This window comes from Pseudomonas sp. BF-RE-25 (assembly GCF_019956105.1).
Classification (GTDB): domain Bacteria; phylum Pseudomonadota; class Gammaproteobacteria; order Pseudomonadales; family Pseudomonadaceae; genus Aquipseudomonas; species Aquipseudomonas migulae.
In genome coordinates, this window is the sequence record NZ_JAHBDB010000088.1 from 57,817 (window position 1) to 73,977 (window position 16,161).

General features: G+C 60.1%; 19 protein-coding genes, 1 pseudogene and 1 riboswitch. Of the genes and pseudogenes, 10 read left to right on the forward strand and 10 right to left on the reverse strand.

The window, feature by feature from the left end; genetic code table 11:
• Positions 1-2: 2 nt before the first annotated feature.
• A complete protein-coding gene (gene upp / locus KGB24_RS27890) occupies positions 3-641 on the reverse strand; it encodes a uracil phosphoribosyltransferase (protein ID WP_008025893.1) in 639 nt (212 codons plus the stop codon).
• A 163-nt stretch (positions 642-804) separates the two neighbouring features.
• Between upp and KGB24_RS27895 the strand changes: the two genes are divergently transcribed.
• The 4 genes from KGB24_RS27895 (at position 805) to KGB24_RS27910 (ending at position 2,832) form a co-directional block, all read left to right on the forward strand.
• Positions 805-1,362 (forward strand): hypoxanthine-guanine phosphoribosyltransferase, encoded by a 558-nt coding sequence (locus KGB24_RS27895; protein WP_008025895.1) that lies wholly within the window; start codon positions 805-807, stop codon positions 1,360-1,362.
• 4 nt (positions 1,363-1,366) lie between these two features.
• Positions 1,367-1,840, forward strand: a complete 474-nt coding sequence (locus tag KGB24_RS27900; protein WP_223415262.1) for a WbuC family cupin fold metalloprotein — start codon at positions 1,367-1,369, stop codon at positions 1,838-1,840.
• 155 nt (positions 1,841-1,995) lie between these two features.
• Entirely contained in the window at positions 1,996-2,481 is a 486-nt protein-coding gene (locus KGB24_RS27905; protein WP_223413678.1) for a hypothetical protein, read from the forward strand.
• A gap of 63 nt (positions 2,482-2,544) precedes the next feature.
• Positions 2,545-2,832 carry a PA4642 family protein gene (locus KGB24_RS27910; protein ID WP_223413679.1) on the forward strand — a complete coding sequence of 96 codons (288 nt, stop codon included), beginning with the start codon at positions 2,545-2,547 and terminating at the stop codon, positions 2,830-2,832.
• Between the two features lie 151 nt (positions 2,833-2,983).
• Here KGB24_RS27910 and mqo read toward each other — a convergent pair whose 3' ends face one another.
• Together mqo and KGB24_RS27920 are read right to left on the reverse strand one after the other, a co-directional pair.
• Complete coding sequence (gene mqo / locus KGB24_RS27915) at positions 2,984-4,492, reverse strand: malate dehydrogenase (quinone) (protein WP_008025902.1); 1,509 nt, start codon at positions 4,490-4,492, stop codon at positions 2,984-2,986.
• Between the two features lie 737 nt (positions 4,493-5,229).
• Positions 5,230-5,463 (reverse strand): hypothetical protein, encoded by a 234-nt coding sequence (locus tag KGB24_RS27920; protein WP_008025904.1) that lies wholly within the window; start codon positions 5,461-5,463, stop codon positions 5,230-5,232.
• A gap of 202 nt (positions 5,464-5,665) precedes the next feature.
• Here KGB24_RS27920 and KGB24_RS27925 point away from each other — a divergent pair, with 202 nt between their 5' ends.
• Positions 5,666-6,250, forward strand: coding sequence for a YajG family lipoprotein (locus tag KGB24_RS27925; protein WP_223413680.1), 585 nt, complete (start codon positions 5,666-5,668; stop codon positions 6,248-6,250).
• 207 nt (positions 6,251-6,457) lie between these two features.
• Here the strand turns inward: KGB24_RS27925 and KGB24_RS27930 are convergent, their stop codons facing one another.
• The gene (locus KGB24_RS27930) at positions 6,458-6,664 is read right to left on the reverse strand and encodes a hypothetical protein (RefSeq protein ID WP_008025908.1); all 207 of its coding nucleotides are present in this window, start codon (positions 6,662-6,664) and stop codon (positions 6,458-6,460) included.
• A gap of 195 nt (positions 6,665-6,859) precedes the next feature.
• Here KGB24_RS27930 and KGB24_RS27935 point away from each other — a divergent pair, with 195 nt between their 5' ends.
• Positions 6,860-7,144 (forward strand): hypothetical protein, encoded by a 285-nt coding sequence (locus KGB24_RS27935; protein WP_008025909.1) that lies wholly within the window; start codon positions 6,860-6,862, stop codon positions 7,142-7,144.
• Positions 7,145-7,281: 137 nt separating this feature from the next.
• Here the strand turns inward: KGB24_RS27935 and KGB24_RS27940 are convergent, their stop codons facing one another.
• On the reverse strand, positions 7,282-8,448 hold the full coding sequence (locus KGB24_RS27940; protein WP_223413682.1) for a 1-acyl-sn-glycerol-3-phosphate acyltransferase: 1,167 nt from the start codon (positions 8,446-8,448) through the stop codon (positions 7,282-7,284).
• Positions 8,449-8,587: 139 nt separating this feature from the next.
• Here KGB24_RS27940 and KGB24_RS27945 point away from each other — a divergent pair, with 139 nt between their 5' ends.
• From KGB24_RS27945 to KGB24_RS27955, 3 genes are read left to right on the forward strand one after another with little or no spacing between them, the layout of a single operon-like run.
• A complete protein-coding gene (locus KGB24_RS27945) occupies positions 8,588-8,770 on the forward strand; it encodes a CPXCG motif-containing cysteine-rich protein (protein ID WP_008025913.1) in 183 nt (60 codons plus the stop codon).
• A gap of 8 nt (positions 8,771-8,778) precedes the next feature.
• Complete coding sequence (locus KGB24_RS27950) at positions 8,779-9,039, forward strand: putative signal transducing protein (RefSeq protein WP_008025915.1); 261 nt, start codon at positions 8,779-8,781, stop codon at positions 9,037-9,039.
• 35 nt (positions 9,040-9,074) lie between these two features.
• On the forward strand, positions 9,075-9,698 hold the full coding sequence (locus tag KGB24_RS27955) for an SOS response-associated peptidase (protein ID WP_008025916.1): 624 nt from the start codon (positions 9,075-9,077) through the stop codon (positions 9,696-9,698).
• A 141-nt stretch (positions 9,699-9,839) separates the two neighbouring features.
• Here KGB24_RS27955 and KGB24_RS29525 read toward each other — a convergent pair whose 3' ends face one another.
• Both KGB24_RS29525 and KGB24_RS29530 read right to left on the reverse strand, forming a co-directional pair.
• On the reverse strand, positions 9,840-10,682 hold the full coding sequence (locus KGB24_RS29525; protein ID WP_411736649.1) for a methyl-accepting chemotaxis protein: 843 nt from the start codon (positions 10,680-10,682) through the stop codon (positions 9,840-9,842).
• Between the two features lie 12 nt (positions 10,683-10,694).
• Positions 10,695-12,236: pseudogene (locus KGB24_RS29530) on the reverse strand (HAMP domain-containing protein); the annotation flags it as partial.
• Positions 12,237-12,255: 19 nt separating this feature from the next.
• On the opposite strand from KGB24_RS29530, the gene KGB24_RS27965 reads away from it, so the two are divergent.
• Positions 12,256-13,074, forward strand: a complete 819-nt coding sequence (locus tag KGB24_RS27965) for a M48 family metallopeptidase (RefSeq protein ID WP_223413684.1) — start codon at positions 12,256-12,258, stop codon at positions 13,072-13,074.
• Positions 13,075-13,197: 123 nt separating this feature from the next.
• Here KGB24_RS27965 and KGB24_RS27970 read toward each other — a convergent pair whose 3' ends face one another.
• From KGB24_RS27970 to KGB24_RS27980, 3 genes are all read right to left on the reverse strand, one after another.
• A complete protein-coding gene (locus KGB24_RS27970; protein WP_008025922.1) occupies positions 13,198-13,782 on the reverse strand; it encodes a TMEM165/GDT1 family protein in 585 nt (194 codons plus the stop codon).
• A gap of 89 nt (positions 13,783-13,871) precedes the next feature.
• Positions 13,872-13,995: riboswitch (yybP-ykoY riboswitch) on the reverse strand.
• 40 nt (positions 13,996-14,035) lie between these two features.
• A complete protein-coding gene (locus tag KGB24_RS27975) occupies positions 14,036-15,034 on the reverse strand; it encodes a class I SAM-dependent methyltransferase (RefSeq protein WP_008025924.1) in 999 nt (332 codons plus the stop codon).
• 33 nt (positions 15,035-15,067) lie between these two features.
• Entirely contained in the window at positions 15,068-16,033 is a 966-nt protein-coding gene (locus KGB24_RS27980) for a 2-hydroxyacid dehydrogenase (protein ID WP_223413686.1), read from the reverse strand.
• Positions 16,034-16,161: the final 128 nt, after the last annotated feature.

The window sequence follows — 16,161 nt, forward strand, 5'->3', positions numbered from 1 at the left end:
GCTCAAGCGTCCTTCTGCTTGGTGCCGAAGATCTTGTCACCAGCATCGCCCAGACCCGGGATGATGTAACCGTGTTCGTTGAGTTTCTCGTCAATGGATGCGGTGTAGATGGTCACGTCCGGGTGAGCCTTCTCCACAGCGGCGATGCCTTCCGGCGCTGCGACCAGCACCATGGCGCGGATGTCGCGGCAACCGGCTTTTTTCAACAGGTCGATGGTGGCAACCATGGAACTGCCGGTGGCGAGCATCGGGTCGATGATCATTGCCAGGCGTTCGTTGATTTCCGGAACCAGTTTTTCCAGATACGTGTGGGCTTGCAGCGTCTGTTCGTTGCGGGCCACGCCCACGGCGCTGACTTTGGCGCCCGGGATCAGGCTCAGCACGCCTTCGAGCATGCCGATGCCGGCGCGCAGGATCGGCACCACGGTGATTTTCTTGCCGGCGATTTTCTCGACCGACACGGTGCCGCACCAACCTTCGATGTCGTAGGATTCCAGCGGCAGGTCTTTGGTGGCTTCATAGGTCAAAAGGGCACCGACTTCCTGAGCGAGCTCGCGGAAATTCTTGGTGCTGATGTCTGCGCGGCGCATCAGGCCGAGTTTGTGACGGATCAGCGGATGGCGGATCTCGAGGATGGGCATGGGAAAGGCTCCGGCGGCGGGCAAAAAAACCGGCCTAGATTAATCTATCCGAGGGTGTTGTCCTATAGACAATAGAGTACGTTAGTCCACAAACGCTTGATCTGGCCGTGCGGGATGCGTACCTTTGCCCGCTTTTCCTGAATGCCACCCCTTGGAGAGCGCCATGTCCGCTGATCTCGAGCATATCCGTCAAATCATGCGAGAGGCTGACTGCCTGTACACCGAAGCTGAAGTCGAGGCGGCCATCGCCCGCGTTGGTGCACATATCAACGAACAAATGGCTGACACTAACCCGGTGGTGTTCTGCGTGATGAACGGCGGCCTGATCTTCGCCGGCAAGCTGCTCACCCATCTGCAATTCCCGCTGGAAGCGTCCTACCTGCACGCCACCCGTTATCGCAACGAAACCAGCGGCGGCGACCTGTTCTGGAAAGCCAAGCCTGAAGTGTCGTTTATCGACCGTGACGTGCTGATCATCGACGACATCCTCGACGAAGGTCACACCCTGGGCGCGATCATCGACTTCTGCAAACACGCCGGCGCGCGCAAAGTGCACACCGCCGTGCTGATCGACAAGGACCACGACCGCAAGGCTCGTCCGGACCTGAAAGCCGATTTCGTCGGTTTGCCGTGCATCGACCGCTACATCTTCGGTTACGGCATGGACTACAAAGGCTACTGGCGTAACGCCAACGGGATTTTTGCCGTTAAAGGAATGTAAGCACATGGCCGCGCCGAGCTTTCTTGATCAAGCCCTGTTCACTGAGTTGGCCGATAAAGCAGCAGCCAATCCGCGTGGACGCCAGCACCACAACTTTCATCAAATGGAAGACGCGTGCCATCGTATGGCGGTGGGTTTGCAGCCGGCCACGTACATCCCGCCCCATCGGCATCTGGGGGAGAACAAGGCTGAAACCTTGCTGGTCCTCAAGGGACGGCTTGGCGTGTTGATCTTCGACGAGTCCGGCGCGGTGGTGCGCAAGCAAGTCCTGCAGGCCGGTGGCGACTGCGTCGGCGTGGACCTGCCAACCGGTGTGTTTCATGGCCTGGTGGTGCTGGAAGCCGACAGCCTGATGTTCGAGTGCAAGGCTGGTCCTTATCGTCCTGTGGGCGAAGGTGAGCTTGCTCACTGGGCACCACGCGAAGGCGAGCCGGGCGTGGCCGAGTATCAGGCCTGGATGCGCGCGCAGTTCGATTGATACCCGGCCCTTGTAGGAGCGAGGCTTGCCCGCGAAGGCGGTGTGTAAGTCCCTTAGTTATCGACTGACACACCGCCTTCGCGGGCAAGCCTCGCTCCTACAGGGACGGTGTGTACCCATGATAAAGTGCCAGGCCCCGCCTTTCGGAGCCCGTCATGAGCCTTTTGATCCGCAGCTGCGCCGCCCTGTTGCTGACCCTCAGCCTGCCGCTGGCCGCCGCGCCGGCGCTGATGCACGGGCAGTTTCTGCCGCCTGACGACCTGATGCTGCGTGATGCCGAACCGGAGCAGCAACAATTGCTGCAGGTCACCGAGTATTCGGTGGTGGTCGGCAGCCAACGGCAGTCCACCCAACAGCCGATCCCGGTAACCTCTCCGCTGCTGATCCGCCTCAAGGGCAAATCCTTGAACAAGGGCGCGACCATCAATCAGGTGCTGGTCAATTTCGATGGCGAAAGCAAAAGCCTGAAAAAGCCGATCTACGACGACAAGAGCAAAACCCTGACGCTGTTTTACCCGATGGCGCAATACCGCGTAGTGATCGACTTGCTGCGCAATGACACGGTGTATTGCCAGTTCCTCAGCTACGCCAACGGTCATGTCTGGGCCGACTTGCACACCGGAGCCGTTCGTCCGCGTTGAGCCCGGCGGCCAGTGAGGGGTAAACTGCCCGCCCCGTGAAATGTCTGCGAGCTGGAGTCGGCAATGCGTAAAGATAAGAAACAAGTGATTGGTGACGAGATCGGCGACGAGCAGATCAAGTTGTTTCTCGATTTCGAACCGGTCGACGCCACTTCGCCGTCCCTGCACAAACTGATCAAGGCCTACCGTGGCCTGCGTATCGACGACTTCGAGCGTTTTCTGACGTTCTTCGTCGAGGCGGGATATGACGTGAATGGCAAGGATGAGCACGGCAATGACTTCATTGCCCTGATCAAGGATCAGCGCAATGCGCCGGACTACATCGAACTGATCGAAAAAGCCCGCGGCTAAACCCGCTTTTGTAGGAGCCGGCTTGCTGGCGATGGCATCAATTCGGTGGATCTGACAGACCGAGGTGATGCCATCGCCAGCAAGCCGGCTCCTACAGGGGTGAGATTGGCAAAAAAAACGCCCCGACGGGGCGTTTTTTTATGGGGCCGAATCAAGCGAAGCTTGGTGTCTCGCTGCTTTCTTCAACCAGTTCCAGCGCGATGTTGTTCTGCGCGTTGATCTTGCGATACAGCGCAGCATCGGTTTCCAGAACCTTTTCCCGGGCCGGGAAGATTTCCGCCAGTTTGGCTGCCCACTCGCCGGACGCTTGGGCCGGGAAGCATTTTTCGATCAGTTCCAGCATGATCGAAACAGTCACCGACGCGCCTGGCGAAGCGCCCAGCAGGGCAGCAAGGGAACCGTCCTTGGCCGCGACCAGTTCGGTACCGAACTGCAGAACGCCGCCCTTTTTCGGGTCTTTCTTGATGATCTGCACCCGTTGGCCGGCCACTTCCAGGCGCCAGTCTTCGGCTTTCGCTTCAGGGTAGAAGCGGCGCAGGGAATCCAGACGCTGCTCCATCGACTGCATCACTTCGCTGACCAGGTACTTGGTCAGGTCCATGTTGTTTTTCGCCACGGCCAGCATCGGGCCGATGTTGCCGGCGCGAACCGACATCGGCAGGTCCATGAAGGAGCCGTGCTTGAGGAACTTGGTGGTGAAACCGGCGTAAGGTCCGAACAGCAGGGACTTCTTGCCATCGACCACGCGAGTGTCCAGGTGCGGCACCGACATCGGTGGCGAACCCACGGCAGCCTGGCTGTACACCTTGGCCTGGTGATGCTTGACCACTTCCGGGTTGTCGCAACGCAGCCACTGGCCGCTGATCGGGAAGCCGCCGAAGCCTTTGCTTTCTTCGATGCCCGAGGCCTGCAACAGCGGCAATGCCGCGCCGCCCGCGCCGAGGAACACGAATTTGGCGTCGACTTCGCGGGTGTTACCGCTGTTGACGTCCTTGATGCTGACGGTCCAGCCGCCGTTGTTGCGCTTCAGGCCGGTCACGCGCTTGCAGTACTTGACCTGGGCATCGGGTGCGCTGGTCAGGTGCTTGAGCAACTGGTTGGTCAGCGCGCCGAAGTTGACGTCGGTGCCATTGATCACACGGGTGGCGGCGAGGGTTTCGCCAGCGTCACGCCCCGGCATCATCAATGGCATCCAGTCGGCCATTTTTGCCTTGTCTTCGGTGTATTCCATGTCCGCGAAGGCGTGGTGCTTGCTCAGCACCTTGAAGCGTTCCTTGAGGAAGGACACGCCGCTGTCGCCCTGGACGAAGCTCAGGTGCGGCACCGGGCTGATGAAGGTCTTGCACGAGCCGAAGGTGCCTTTTTTGGTCAGGTAGGACCAGAACTGCTTCGACACTTCAAACTGAGTGTTGATGTGCACGGCTTTCTTGATGTCGACGGTGCCGTCGGCGGCCTGCGGCGTGTAATTGAGCTCACACAGCCCGGCGTGACCGGTACCGGCGTTGTTCCACGGGTTGGAACTCTCCGCGGCACCGGAATCCATCAGCTCGACGACTTCCAGCTTGATCGCGGGGTCGAGCTCTTTGAGCAGTACAGCGAGGGTGGCACTCATGATGCCGGCCCCAACCAGTACTACGTCGACTGCTTCGTTATGCGCCATTTAACGCGTCTCCAAAATCTGCAGCACCAAATTGTCGGCATGGCTGCCAGGCGTTCAGGGCGTGTCAGTGATGCCCCAGGTACCCATGGCAGTGTCGCCATGTCCGAATCTTCGCAATTTATCGCAACTTCGACGGACGCTACCGGCCGGGTTTATGAGGTCAATGAACTCATTTCAACGCGCGACTGGCAATTCGACTTATGGTCGAGACATCCGTTTGTGCAACCAAATCCGTAGCGGACAGGCTTCAGGCTCCGGTGTTCGAGGAATACTCGGTCCTGTGTCGTTGGGCTGTTTCAGACGCTAATGGTGCATGTTCAGACGCAAAACTATTCATTTGCTCGCCACACTCTTGTGAAGTTGTGAAAACCCGTTTTTTTCACGCTCTTTTGAAGACGTGAACCTCAAAAAAGGGCTGTCCCAGCCTGGCACCGTGCCCGGATGGATCGCCGCCATGGAATACATGACAGGCAAAACGGGCAAACAGCTCAGTGACCGAGCGTAATGACAGCTCTGCAGATTCGCGAAAAGTGGGGTTTTTGCTCAAGGAACAGCAAGCGCGCCAGCTTCACTCGATCTGTGTGGGCGGCTCTCTGTGGGCGGTGCGGGGTGCCAATACCGAAGCATTGACGATTGCTGCGAGGCCCGATCAGGAGACGTCCTTATAATCGGGGGGAGATTGTATCTAAGAAACGCGGGGAAATGGACGTGTTTAATGACTTTTATTAGGCGTCTGGTCAGGTCGCCAGCAGTTGTTGAGCGCGAGCGCGGGGTTGGCGCTGGTTGACACGGGCGCTGGCGGGCAGGGGATGGTGCAGCCAGTTGAGGCGGATTTCTTCGATTTCGACCCAGCCATCGCCCATCGGCTGGAGGCTGCACTGCTTGAATGCCTGGCAATGGCCGTTGCGGTCGAGCAGGGCGAAGCAGCGATGCAACGGGCGCGGTGTGAACAGGGAGACGAGAAGGCGCATGGGAAATACCTCATGGGATTTACCGCATACGTTGTCAGCAAGTCGTGACGTGCCGGTGAAAGGAGGGTGAACGATGTGTGACAGGAACCGCGGTCCACGGGGTTTGTCTGAGATTCCGGTATTCGTTGCATGACGCTAGTTACCCGCAGTGGCGCACCGCTATACTGCCGGCCTGTTTGTGCCTGATTCTGGAGAGAAGAGCATGTTGCAACGCTTGTTGTTCGGTTTGATCACTGTGACCAGTTTGACCCTGGTCGGCTGCGCCCACAGTCCGCAACAACTGAGTCCGGAGCCGAAGCTGACCACTCAGCTGGCCCCGGTCGGCCATGGCCAGCCAGTCGTGGTGCGTGTGGTGGACGGTCGTCCGTCGCCAACCCTGGGCACCCGTGGCGGCCTGTATCCGGAGACCAGCGCGATCACGGTGCAGGGCGCGCAGATTCTGCCGAAGCTGCAGGCCCAGGCCGAAGCGGCCGTGCGCTTGCTCGGCTTTACCCCGACCTCCAACGCGCCGAATGCCCCGCAACTGACCGTGACCCTGGCCGAGCTGAAGTATCAGTCGCCTAAAGAAGGCATGTATGTGACCGAGGCAACCATCGGCGCGACCTTCCGCTCTGACGTGCAGAACGCCAACCGCCGCTACAGCGGTCGTTACGGTGCATCCCTGGACCAGCGTTTCGGCATGGCGCCGAACCAGGAAACCAACACCAAGCTGGTCAGCGATGTGTTGAGCGATGCGTTGACGCGCCTGTTCAAGGACCCGACCGTGGGTCAGATTCTCGGCGAATAAGTTTTCGCTGAAATCAAAAAGCCCGGCGCCAGCAATGGCCCCGGGCTTTTTTGTGCCTGCTGATATCTCGAATTCACCTAGCCCCCTGTAGGAGCGAGCGGTGCGGCGATCCGACTTGCCCGCGAAGACGGTGTGTCAGGCGACATCAATGTTGAATGAGAGGCCGCCTTCGCGGGCAAGCCTCGCTCCTACAAGGGGGCCGCGGTGTCAGGCTGCTTGCGAGTAAAACTCCAGCACACTCACCCCTGTCAGCAAATCCGCCTCCGGCAGGTCCGCATGTTGATGCCCGCCCAGCGCGCAATACACCAGCCAATGACGATCCTGAACGTTGAAGGCAAGGCTGCCGACCAAGGTTTGTTGTTCGTCGCTTTGAGCAATGAGGTAGAGGCGATCCTGGTTTTCAGCGTGCAGCATGACGGTGTCCATGTCAGTTTTGGTGGGGCGAGAGATTGGCGCATTCAGATGACGAAGCCGTGACGCAGGGCAGGAATCTGCCAAATGGTGAGTTATTTATCGTATAGCGGCGGGCAGGAGGGACGGCTTTCGGTAGAATCCGCGCCGCGGTCGTCGATCTGGCTTCCGCCACACCTGTTTTGTCCGAGGTTCGTGATGTCGCTGCATTTGATGACGCTGTTTACCGCCCATCCCGCCAAATTGATCAACCTGCTCGCCTTGCTGCTGGCCTTTCCGGGCAGCTGGCTGCTGCACGCCACGCGTCGTCGCGAACAACGCGCGTTGGCCAGCCTCGAAGCGCAGAGCCAGAGCCGTCGCATCGATGAGCCGATGTTGACGCTGGATGGCGCGACCTTGCGCATGAACCGGTTTTTCTATCGCTTCGGTTTCGCCTGCCTGGGGTTGGCGCTGCTTGTGTCATGGATCAGCACGCGCGTTTGAACACACCGTAACCCCCTGTAGGAGTGAGCCTGCTCGCGATGGACGTCAACGATAACGCGTGCAGTCTGAATAAACGCGGTGTCTGAACGTTTTTCGCGAGCAGGCTCGCTCCTACAGAATGCTTGCCCAGGCCACTGCTAGAGTGGCAACCCAGCCTTCACACGGTACTGATTACGCACCGGCGTAGCGTATTGCAGCACCAGGAACGGACGATGTTCTTCCGGGCAAGCGTCCAGGCGCTGTTGCCATTCTTCCTGGGCTTTCGCCAGTTCGTCGGCGGCAAACACATCAGACGCTTTCGGCACCTGCAACTGCGGGTCGGCATCCTTCCATTGCGCGTAAGCCAGGTAGTGCACCGGGAACAAGCGGTAGCCGCCGAGAATCTGCTTGTCCATCTCGATCGCCAATTGCTTGGTGTCTTCGAACAGCTCGGTGATCGGCGCGGCGAAATTCACGTGGACACGGCCCTTGTAGCCGGTAATGCCCTTGGCGATGCTCACATCGTCCTCGCCTGGCGCCTTGGTGTAGGTGCCGGTGGTGGCGCGGATGTAGAGTTCGCGGGCCTTGGCCTGGTCGCACGGGTCATATTCGTAGCTGATCGACACCGGGGTGACGTTCAGCGAGCGGATGACTTCGCCGAACGGCTCGTCCTTGCGGCTCATGTGGAACATCTTGAGGATCGCCGACTCGGTGCGGTCATCGCCGTCCTTGGCCCGGCCTTCGGCCTGCGCGATCCAGATCGAGGCGCAATCGTTGCGGATCGAGTGGTTGATGTACGCCGACAACAGCTGATAAGCCGCCATTTTCTCGCGGCGACCGGTGATCGAACGGTGCACGATGAAGCTCTTGTTCAGGCGCATCAGGTCGCTGACGAAGGGCTTTTGCAGCAGGTTGTCGCCAATCGCGATGCGCGGCGTCGGCAGGCCGGCGTGGTACACGGCATAGTTGACGAAGGCCGGGTCCATCACGATGTCGCGGTGGTTGGCGATGAACAGGTAGGCGCTGCCGGACTTGAATTGCTCGACGCCGGTGTACGTGACACCGTCCGTGGCGCGCTCGATGGTGTGGTCGACGTAATACTCGACTTTGTCCTGCAGCGTGGCCACCGAATCGATGCCGGCGAACTCACGGCGCAGCCGATGAGCTATAAGAGGTTTGAGCATCCAGCCGAAGGCACCGGCAAAACGCGGGAAGCGGAAGTGGGTGAGGATATCTAGAAACGCCTTGTCGCCGAGCAAGCGTGCCAGCACCGCTGGGACTTCGCTGTCGTCGTAAGGTCGGATGGCATCGAATTCGCCCATCATGCTCTCTTGTTAGAAACGGCTAGGGTAAGTAAAGGTTTTGATCGAAAACCAACGGGGCACGGTCTGAAAAGTTAGCCAGACAAAAATAGCCCTGCAAATAGACCGGCGATTATACGCACAAGTCACTTGGGAGACCGCGATGCTGGAAGCTGCAGTGTATGAATGTCCGTATTGTGGTGAAGAGGTCGAGACGACTGTGGATTTGTCGGCGGGTGATCAGACCTATATCGAGGACTGTCAGGTGTGTTGTCGGCCAATTACGTTTGTGTTGCAGGTTCATGGAGAGGAGTGGCATCTCGAAGTGTTCAGCGAGAACGAGTGAGGGCATCCATGCAGCGAATCTACGAACCGGAAAACCTGATGGAAGGCGAGTTGCTGCAAAGCATGTTGGCCAGCGAGGGCGTCGAGGCGCATCTGGTCGGCCGCGATTTGCTCGGCGGCACCGGCGAATTGCCGATCTTCGGCCTGCTGGGCTTGTCGGTGGATAACGACCAGGCCGAATACGCCCGGGAGTTGATCACCGCGTACAATGCCGCGCTGCCGATGCCCGGCGATGAACCGGAAAGCTTTCCCGGCACGCTGGTCTGTTAGGCTGACGTTCGTTTGATCAAGAGTCGTGCTGCCCCATGTGTGGACGTTATGCCCTGTTTCGCTGGAATCCCGCCTTCGCGGCCCTGCCTGGCTTCCCCGCCGATCAGCAGGCCCAGTGGAATATTTCCCCCAATGATTCGGTGTTGATGCTGCGTGCCGGCGCCGACGGCGAGCGTGAATTGGCCCGCGCCCGCTGGGGTTTGACGCCGCCGTGGCTCACCGATCTGTCCCGCACGCCGGCCCATGCCCGCGCCGAAACCGTGGCCGAGCAACCGATGTTTCGCCAGGCCCTGCGCGAGCGCCGCTGCCTGTTGCCGGCCAACGGTTTTTACGAATGGCGCGGCGGCACCCGCAAGCGTCCGTATTGGCTGACGCCGGGGGAGGGCTCGACGCTGTTTTTCGCGGCGATCTGGGAGGCGTATCCGGTGCAGGAACAGGTGTGGCTGAGCACGGCCGTGATCACGCAACCGGCGGCGAGTCAGCGTCGGCCGTTGATCCTGGATGCGGCGGGACAGGAGGCGTGGCTCGACCCCGAGACGCCGTTGCATGTGTTGCAGGGATTACTGGCCAGTGAACCTGCGGCGTTGCGCGAGCGGGTGTTGGCGAATCTGGTGAATGATCCGAAGTTGAATGGGCCGGAGTGTTTGACCCCCGGTTGATGGGGTGTCTGGGCTGGCCCCATCGCGAGCAGGCTCGCTCCCACAGTTGATCTTCAGTGAACACAAAATTTGTGTGCTACACAGATCCCCTGTGGGAGTGAGCCTGCTCGCGATAAGGTCCGCAGGACCTTCCGGCAATCCTTAAACCTTGAACTGATTGATCAACCGCCGCTGCTGCTCGGCCAGCTTGGTCAACCCCGCACTCGCCGCACTTGATTCATCCGCACCGCCCGCCACTTCATTGGCCACTTGCCCAATGTTGATCACGTTCCGGTTGATGTCATCCGCCACTGCACTCTGTTCCTCGGCCGCGCTGGCAATCTGCGTGTTCATGTCGTTGATCACCGACACCGCCTGAGTGATCGCATCCAGCGCTTCGGCCGCTTTCGCCGCATGCTGCACGCTTTCGTCGGTGCGGTTCTGGCTGTCTTCCATGACCCGCACCACATCGCGCGTGCCTTGTTGCAGCTGCTGGATCATGGTCTGGATTTCTTCGGTGGCCTTCTGGGTTTTCTGCGCGAGGTTGCGCACCTCATCGGCCACCACCGCAAAGCCACGGCCCTGCTCGCCGGCGCGTGCCGCTTCGATGGCGGCGTTCAAGGCCAGCAGGTTGGTCTGCTCGGCGATGCCGCGAATGGCGGTGAGGATCGCGTTGATGTTCTCGCTGTCCTTGGCCAGGTTTTGCACCACACCGACAGCCTTGCCGATTTCCACGGCCAGCACACCGATCGAGTTCGACGTATCTCGCACGATCTGTTTGCCTTGAGAGGCTGCCTGATCCGCATGGCTGGCCGCTTGCGCCGCCTGGGTCGCGTTGCGCGCCACGTCCTGGGCGGTAGCGGTCATTTCATGCACCGCCGTGGCGACCTGATCGATCTCGACCATTTGTTTCTGCACGCCAATGTTGGTGCGAATCGCGATATCAGCGGTGTGTTCCGACGAGTCGCTGACGCTCTGCACCGACGTCACCACCTGGGTGATCATCGCCTGCAACTTGGCGAGGAAAGTGTTGAAGCCTTTGGCGATCGAGCCCAGTTCGTCGGCGCGATCACTGGTCAGGCGGCGCGTCAGGTCGCCTTCACCTTTGGCAATGTCGTCGAGCATGGCCACCATTTGTTTCAGTGGGCGAGCAATGCCGTGGCCCACCAGCCAGATCACCAGCAAGCCGACGCTGGCGATCAGCAGACCCACCATGGCCATGCCGAAGGTGTCGGATTTGCGCTGGGTGTTCAGGTCGGCCTGGAGTTTTTGCAGGTCGGCCATCACCGCGTTCAGCGGCAGTTGCAGCATCAGCGTCCAGCGAGCGTCGGTCTGGCCGATGCCGAACGGCAGGTACAACTCGATCCGGCCCTGGGCCTTGTCGACGGTGTAGGTGACTTCGCCGCGCTTCAGATTGGCCATGTTGGCGATCTGCTGGCTGTCGAGGATGTCACTGACCTTCTCGCCGAATTTGCTCGGGTCCTTGGTGTAGGCAACGATCCGGCCATTACCGCCGATCAGCGCCATGACGCCCGAGCCGTTGTACAACTTCTGGTTCGCGCCCAGGAGCATTTCCTGGATGAAGTTCACCGAGAGGTCGGCGCCGACGATGCCCTGGAACGCACCGTTCAGCATGATCGGTTCAATAAAGGAGGCGAGCATGACGATTTTGTCGCCGACCTTGTAGGGTGCCGGATCGATCACGCAGGATTTTTTGGTTTCTTTCGAGCACAGATAGTACTCGCTGGCGCGCACGCCGGTAGACAGGGTTTTCTGGTCGTCGACGTCTACCAGTTTGTCCAGGCCCAGGCTGCCGTCTTCGTTGCGGAACCACCACGGCAGGAAGCGCCCGTTGCTGGCGTCGATGCCGATGACCTTGGTGTCGACGTACGCTGCGTCGTTGTGGTCGAGGGCGTTTTTTTCCCAACCGATGTAGGTGCCGAGAATCTTCGGGTTTTTGGCGACGTTTTCCTTGATCAGGCTGATCAATTGCTCGCGGCTCAGGTTCAGTTGCGGCTGGCCATCGGCGCCTGGCGTGCCGATCAGGGCGTTGACCCGCACCAGTCCGCCGGCAATCAGCAGCGGCGCTTCGAGTTCACGCTGGATCTGGCTGACCTGGGTTTGCGCCAGGGACGTCAGGCGCTGCTCGATGACTTGCTCGAATTGCGCCTGGGTCCGATCCTGAACCATGTCTTGCGTCCGTGCGCCGGAAAACAGCGCGTACAGCACCAGGGCTGCCACGACACTTAATACGATGGCGCCAGCGAGGGCCGCCACGGAAAACTGGATGGACTTGAATTTCATGGGTGCTCCGCACGCAAGAGGACTTCTGCGGTGCTGTATCGGCAGGGGGCTCGAGGGCCATGAGTGAGGTGCGACGAAATGGCTGTTTTGGAGCCGTCGATGTCGCAATTGAATCATTGCCGGCCGTGACTGGCCGTGGCGGGTGGCGGTATGTGAATTTTTTCCTACTGTTGATGAGAGCTTTGTCCGAAATCCGCGTCTGTATGTCTGTTGTATCTGGCGCCGATACAAATCGACGCCTAGGATACGCGGCATGTTTCGAGGGAGTTTTGTGATGAACAAGCGATTGGTTTTGTGTGCTCTGAGCGCGGGTCTGCTGCTCGCGGGTTGTCAGTCGGTCAACACCACCAGCGGCGGTGCCGTGGGCGTGGAGCGCAAGCAGTACATGTTCAGCATGTTGTCCTCGGATGAGGTCAACCAGATGTACGCCCAGTCTTATCAAAAGACCGTTGGCGAGGCGACCAACAAAGGTGTGCTGGACAAGACCAGCAACGATGCCAAGCGCATCCAGGTGATCGCTGATCGGCTGATCGCCCAGGCGCCGATTTTCCGTCCGGATTCGGCCCAGTGGAAATGGGAAGTCAACCTGATCAAGAGTGACGAGCTCAACGCCAACTGCGGGCCTGGCGGCAAGATCATTTTCTACACCGGGCTGATCGACAGCCTGCAACTGACCGACGATGAAATCGCCGCGATCATGGGCCATGAAATCGCCCACGCCCTGCGTGAGCACGGTCGTGAAGCGATGTCCAAGGCGTACGGTATCGAAATGGCCAAGCAGGGCGCGGGCGCCTTGCTCGGTCTGGGCCCGGACAGCCTGGCTCTGGCGGACACCGTGGCCAACTACGGCATGACGCTGCCCAACAGTCGCGCCAACGAAAACGAAGCGGACCTGATCGGCCTGGAACTGGCGGCCCGTGCCGGTTACAACCCGAACGCCGCGATCACCCTGTGGAACAAGATGAGCAAGGCCTCGGAAGGTTCTCCACCGGAGTTCATGAGCACTCACCCGGCATCGTCCAGTCGGATTGCTTCGTTGCAGGCGGCGATTCCGAAGGTGATGCCGTTGTACGAGAACGCGCGGAAGTCCTGATCGATCGGCGTTGATGCCGCTGACGCCTTCGCGGGCAAGCTTCGCTCCTACAGGTCAGTAAAAATCCTGTAGGAGCGAGGCTCGCCCGCGAAGAACGATAACGCGGTCTAACGACCTACGACGTCAAACCCACCCACTGCTCTGCATCGCCTTGTACACCGCGACAATCGCCAGGACGAAGAACGCCGACGCCGCCAGTCGACGAATCAGGGTCAATGGCAATTTGTCTGCCGCAAAGTTACCCGCCAAAACCACCGGCACGTTGGCAATCAACATGCCCAGGGTGGTGCCGATGATCACCAGCCACAGTTCCGGGTATTGCGCGGCCAGCATCACGGTCGCGATCTGGGTCTTGTCACCGATTTCCGCGAGGAAGAACGCGATCAATGTCGTCAGGAACGGCCCGAATTTGCGGGCGGTGCTGGCTTCATCGTCATCCATCTTGTCCGGCACCAAAGTCCACAATGCCGTCGCAGCGAAGCTCGCGGCGAGGATCCAGTGCAACACCGCATCCGAGAAGAAACTGCCAACCCAGGCACCTACCGCACCGGCTGCCGCGTGGTTGGCCAGGGTGGCGGCGACGATGCCGGCGATGATTGGCCACGGTTTGCGAAAGCGGGCAGCAAGGATGAGCGCGAGCAGTTGCGTCTTGTCGCCGATTTCGGCCAAGGCAACGATTGCGGTGGGAACGAGAAGTGAATCCAGCATCAGGGTTTTCCTAAGGGGCGGGTCGACACGGCTATGACACGTACAGCCTTCCCGCCCCGGGTAAGGTGTTCGTGTCATAGGTCTTGTCAAACCCTGGCGATCCGTCTGATGCGGACGCTTGGGTCGCATACGCCATGGTCTGAGGACCAAGTATGTTGACGTATGCCGGACGAGCATGGCGCTCGTGGGAGACTACTCCCCTAGGACGGAGCGGATTCTGCCTAGGCAAATCCGATAGGGCAAGTACAAATTGCTAACCGCGTTTGGCCCGGTAGATTCGGAAACCCTGACCTTCGGCCTTGATCGCACACACGCCGAGGTGCTCTTCGATCAGCGGTTGGTACTTCAGGAAGCTGTTCGCGACCAGCCGCAGTTCGCCACCGTTTTTCAGATGTTTGGCAGCTTTTCGCAGCAAGTTCTCGGTGGCGAAGTAATCGGTGTGCACGCCGACATGGAACGGCGGGTTGCTCAGAATCGCGCTCAAACCCATCGGCGCGGCATCGATTCCGTCACCGGTAATGACGTCTGCTTCCAGACCATTGGCAGCCAGGGTCAAGCGACTGCTGGCAGCGGCAAACGCATCCACGTCGAGCAGCGTGACCTGATTGTGCGGATAACGACGTTTGACCGCCGCGCCCAAAACACCGGCGCCGCAACCGAAGTCCAGCAAATGGCCGCTTGGCAGTTTATCCAGGTGCTCCAGCAACAACGCGCTGCCGCGATCCAGCCGGCCGTGGCTGAATACACCCGGCAGACTGATGACCTTCAGTGGCCCTTCGGCCAGCGGCAACTCGTAGGTCTGGGCCAGGCTTTCCAGGGATTTGGCTTGCGGCGCATCGGCCACGGTGACCAGCCACAGCTGGCAATGACGCGCACTGTCGAGCTTGCGCGGTTTGCCAAACGGGTTCAGTTGTTTGGCCGCGCCTTCGATGCCGCTGCGTTTTTCACCCACCAGGTACAACTCGCGTCCGGCCAGGCGTGAGGCGAGTGCGTTGAGGATGTAATCGGTGAGGTCCTTGGATTTGGGCAGAAACACCACGGCGGTGTCGAATTCGCGCTCGGGCGCGGTCACGCCAAAATGGCTGCGCTCGGTGAAGCGGGCATCCAGCGCGGCCTGATCGCCGGCGTGCCAGCACCAGCCGTGGGCGTCGGGCAGGCGCCCGAGCAAATCATCGGCGGGCAAACCGGCCAGCAGCACCGAACCCTGGAACAACTCGGCCTGACGAAGCAGTACTTCACTGCGCGGATCCATACTCTGCTCCTTGAAAAAAAGTGCAGCAGTTTATCAACTGACGACCCGCAGCGCCTTACCGCTGAAGTATCCCCGCGCGTTTTCGGTCAATTGGCCAACGATCCGCTGCCGCGCCTCGCGACTGCCCCAGGCGTTGTGCGGCGTAACGATCAGGCGTGGAATGTCGGCGGCGAGCAACGGGTTGCCGGCGCTCGGCGGTTCGACGCTCAACACGTCGGTGGCCGCACCGCCGAGGTGGCCGCTACGCAAGGCGTCGGCCAGCGCCTGTTCATCAATCAGGCCGCCACGAGCGGTGTTGACCACGAAAGCGCCGGGTTTCATCGAGGCCAGTTCGCGGGCACCGATGAAGTGGCGAGTGTGTTCGTTGAGCGGGCAGTGCAACGTCAGCGCGTCGATTTGCGGCAGCAGTTCATCCAGCGGCAAACGGTCCGGTCGGGCGGGGCGCCCCGGAATCTGCCCAAGCAGCACGCGCATGCCGAAGGCTTCGGCCAGTCGTGCGACCGCGCCGCCCAGTTCGCCATGACCGAGCAAGCCGAGGGTTTTGCCTTCCAGTTCGACGATCGGGTAGTCCAGCAGACAGAACTGTTTCGCCTGTTGCCAGCGACCTTCACCGACGGCTTTCTGATAATCGGCGAGGCGCGTCGCCAGGTTCAGCAGCAGCATGATCGTGTGTTGCGCCACCGATGGCGTGCCGTAACCCTGGCAGTTGCAGACGGTCACGCCATGGGCGCGGGCGGCGGCGAGATCGACGTTATTGGTGCCGGTGGCGGTGATCAGGATCAGCTTCAGTTCGGGGCTGGCGGCGATGGCGGCGGCGTCGATCAGGATTTTGTTGCTGATGGCGACGGTGGCGCCCTTGAGGCGTTCGATTACTTGATCCTGCGTGGTCTGCGCAAACAGTTGCAAATCATCGAAGCAGGCGCGCAAAGGACTGAGGTCGAGATCGCCGAGGTCCAGCGAGGGGTGGTCGAGGAAAACGGCGCGGCGAGAGTTCGTCATCAACTGTACCTTTTGTGCATTGAACTGAAGGCGTAATCTGCCGAGCCTACCAGATGAAACAAATCGTTACGCAATGCCAGGCCTACGCCGAACCTTGTGGGAGCGGGCTTGCTCGCGAAGGCGTTGTG